General features: G+C 33.1%; 5 protein-coding genes. All 5 read left to right on the top strand.

Going from position 1 to position 3878, the window contains the following annotated elements; translation table 11 throughout:
* On the top strand, positions 1 to 513 hold a 513-nt coding region (locus KHW44_RS07275; RefSeq protein ID WP_304067798.1), incomplete at its 5' end, for a rhodanese-like domain-containing protein.
* 74 nt (positions 514 to 587) lie between these two features.
* Entirely contained in the window at positions 588 to 2069 is a 1482-nt protein-coding gene (locus tag KHW44_RS07280) for a TIGR04282 family arsenosugar biosynthesis glycosyltransferase (protein WP_304067801.1), read from the top strand.
* Entirely contained in the window at positions 2041 to 2703 is a 663-nt protein-coding gene (locus KHW44_RS07285; RefSeq protein WP_304067804.1) for a TIGR04283 family arsenosugar biosynthesis glycosyltransferase, read from the top strand. The genes KHW44_RS07280 and KHW44_RS07285 overlap by 29 nt, the downstream gene beginning before the upstream one ends.
* Complete coding sequence (locus KHW44_RS07290) at positions 2678 to 3625, top strand: (Fe-S)-binding protein (RefSeq protein ID WP_304067806.1); 948 nt, start codon at positions 2678 to 2680, stop codon at positions 3623 to 3625. The genes KHW44_RS07285 and KHW44_RS07290 overlap by 26 nt, the downstream gene beginning before the upstream one ends.
* Positions 3622 to 3878: radical SAM protein (locus KHW44_RS07295; protein ID WP_304067808.1), on the top strand; the 257-nt coding region annotated here is incomplete at its 3' end. The genes KHW44_RS07290 and KHW44_RS07295, both read left to right, overlap by 4 nt.

The raw sequence follows: 3878 nt of genomic DNA on the forward strand, positions 1-3878 counted from the left end.
GACCAAGGTCACGTTAAATGGGCTATCAATATGCCAATCGACACTTTTGAACAAGAAGTTTCTAAGTTAGATGCTTACAAAGATAAAGCTGTAATCACAATTTGCAACAGTGGTAAAAAGAGCCAACAAGCTGCTGAAATTTTAGTAAACAATGGATTCAAAGATGTTACAAACGCAGAAGGCGTTAAGAAATTTGAATACAAATTAGTTAAATTCGCTAACATTTTACCAGAAGATTTAGTAAAAGCTTCTGAAGACACTAACAACGTAATCGTTGATGTTAGAGATAAAAAAGATTATGATGCAGGTCACATCAAAAATGCTATCAACATTCCATTAGACGAAGCTGATGCAAGATTATCAGAAATTCCTACAGATAAACCAGTTTACACTTATTGCTATTCTGGAAACAAATCTGGTCAATTAGCACAAAAACTAATCGACAGAGGAAACAAAGATGTATTCAACTCTTTAGATGGAACTAAAGAACATGATTACGAATTAGTAAAATAGTTTAAAAAAATTTAAGCGGCTCAGATTTTGGGCCGCTTTTTTTACAAATCAAATTGATTTTTATAGGAGATAAAATGAACGCAGTAATTTTAATGACAAAAATTCCAAATAAAAATTCTAAAACCAGATTGTCGACAATTTTATCAGAAGAACAAAGAATAAAACTCAGCGGTAATCTGATTGACAATAACTTAAATATTCTCAAAAATTACAAAGTTTTCTTATCTCTAACACCGGACGAATTATTTGACGATTACACGAAAAAATCTCCATATGATTGTATCAGACAAACGGGTGATGATATCGGCCAAAGGATGAACAATTCTATAAAAGAAGTTTTGTCACTTGGCTATTCCAAGGTGGTTTTAATTGGCTCAGATATAATTGATTTTGATGGTGAGATTTTCGAAGAAGCTTTTGATAAATTAGAAAATAACGATGTAGTATTCAGTCCAACTGAAGACGGCGGTTATAGTCTGATTGGAATGAAAAAAGCGCACGACGTGTTGTTTGAAAACAAAAAATATTCTAATCCAAACGTAGAAAACGATTTGGAAAATAGTTTGATAGAAAATAATTTGTCGTATTATATATTGAGAGAAACTCACGATATCGACACTGACATTGATTTTGTAAAATACATATCCAAATCAGAAAACGTCAAATTACTTGGTAAAGGCGAGTACAATTCGAATTATCTGATCGATGATGATTATTTGATAAGAATTGCGCGTGGATCGCAAATGCATTTGGACAATCAAATCGAATACGAATATAATGCGCTTAAATTCTTAGAAAAATCAAACGTGACAGCCAAGGCTTACGATTTAAAACGTGATGAATTATCAGGAATTTCTTATCTTACGGAAGAATATTTGATTGGCAGAGATTTGGATTATCATACTGATTTGAAAATTGCGGCATACTTGCTATCGCAAATTCACTCATTAGATGTGACAGGACAAGATTTTATAAAAGCGGATAGTCCTTTTGAGATGATGTTTGACGAATTTACGGAGATGTTTTCTAATTATCAAAAATGGGACAAGAAAAACAATGCTACCGAAGAAAAAATTTCAGATATGCTAGAATACATCAAAAATTTGGGACTGGATTCGGCTCTTGAAAATCCTTGTCTAATCAATACTGAACTCAACAACAAAAATTTTATAATCGGCGAAAAATCTTACGTAATAGATTGGGAAAAGCCTATTATCGGAGAACGTGAACAAGATTTGGCACATTTTTTGGCACCGACGACGACTTTTTGGAAGACTGATGTGATTTTCGACAACGACACAATAGATAATTTCTTAGATGAATACGACAAGTTATCACCAGTAAAAGTCGATAGGGAAAAAATCGTAAAGTATTTGCTGTTTACATGTCTCAGAGGAATAACTTGGTGTTCGATGGCGTACACTCAATACGTGGATGATAACAGAGATAGTGGATTTACTTTCGAAAAGATAAGAGCGTATTTATCGGATGAATTTTTGGATAATATATGGGAGTTTATAAAAGCGAATGATTTCAGTAATAGTGCCGGTGTATAATGAGTCTGACAAAATCGACAAGTTCATCGACCATTTGGATATTTTTGATGATGAGTTCGAAGTGGTTTTCAGCGTGAGTGGCGATGATGACACGTTTGAAAAAATCAGAGCCAGAGGATATAATCCAATTAGAAGCATCAAAGGTCGCGGCAATCAAATTATAAATGGAATTGCAAATTCAAAAGGGGAAATAATTCTGATTCTTCACGCGGATACTTTTTTCAAGGAAAATCCAAAAGAAGAAATCAAATCAGTTTTACAAAATTATAAAATGGGTTGTTTCAGCATTTCGTTTGTTCCGAAACAGTTTATAATGCAAATTGTCGCATTTAATTCTAGCAATCGTGTCAGACAAAGAAACATCGCTTTTGGTGATCAGGGGATGTTTTTCACGAGAGAGTTTTACGACGAGATGGGTGGATTTAAAAACATAGATTTAATGGAAGATTACGATTTTTCAATTAGAGTTAAGGAAAAAGGATACAAAATCTTCCTTTCAAAAATGAGGATATACTCTTCATCGCGTAGATTTCAAAAAAATGGTCCATTTAGGACTATGTGGATGATGCAAAAATGCCAATATATGTATCGCAAGGGGGAAAGCGTAGATGATATCAAGCAAAAGTACAAATGATTACTTACAAGAAGTAAAAGATAAGTGCATTGACTGTGGTAAATGCACAAAATGTTGTCCGTTTTTGACTAAATACAAGATTAATTTAAAAGATTTTGCAGACAGACAAGACTTGGGGTTTTCTTGTTTCTTGTGTCAAAAATGTGAGGCAGTGTGTCCAGTTGATTTGGATGGAAAAAAGATTTCACTTATTCACAGAAAAGCAAATCCAAAGTTCGAATCAGTTAAAAAACAAAAAGAAAATTATTTCTTCAAAAATAAATCCAAAAGAAAAACAAAAGATTTGTTGTATTTGGGCTGTAATTTCCCAGCATTTTATCCAGATACTACAAAATATTTAATGGAATTGTTCAACAAAGAAGGATTTGATTATTCAATAGATTGTTGCAATCTTCCAAGTGATTTTACGGGGTTTGAAAATAATTACATGGAAAGATTGGAAAAAGAACTCAAGGACAAGGAAGTCGAAAGAATTGTGTGCGTGTGTCCAAACTGTTTCCACAAATTCTACAAAAATTTGTCGGTAGAAGTCATCACGATTTTCAAATGGCTTGAAGAAAGAAATATGATTCAAGATATCGACGAGGAAGTAAATGTGTTCTTCCCATGTTCTGACAGATACAATCATATAATATTTGAAGAAATCAAGAGACATATTAAAGGATTCAACAATAAATACATAAGCACAAACTGCTGTGGAGCTGGTGGAATTGCGGGAAAAAGCGAAAAAGAAATCGCAACTCAAATGCAAAACTCCATCAAAAATGAAAAAATGTATACTTATTGTGCAACTTGTTCATCCAAGTTTGTAGCAAATAATGAAGTGCACCATTTTGTAAGTAAAATGGTTGGTATAGATGAAAAATGCGATCCAAGCTTTTTCAAAAATGCATTAAAAGGAAAATTTAGGGGGAGAAAATGAGATTCGAAGACAGAATTCCAGAACAATTTAAGAAAACTGGCGATATCACAACATTACAATTAAACATTACTGAAAAATGTAATTTGCGTTGTAAACACTGCCACGTTATGAAAAACAGCGAAAACTTAGAAATGTCCAAGGAAACTATGGAAGCTTGCTTGAAGTTTTTGGATAACCACAAGATGAAAACTGTGGATATTACAGGTGGAGAACCAACAACACATCCAGAAATCGTGTGGTTTATGAAGGAATG

The organism is Finegoldia magna, assembly GCF_018371055.1.
GTDB classification, from domain to species: Bacteria; Bacillota; Clostridia; order Tissierellales; family Peptoniphilaceae; genus Finegoldia; species Finegoldia magna_I.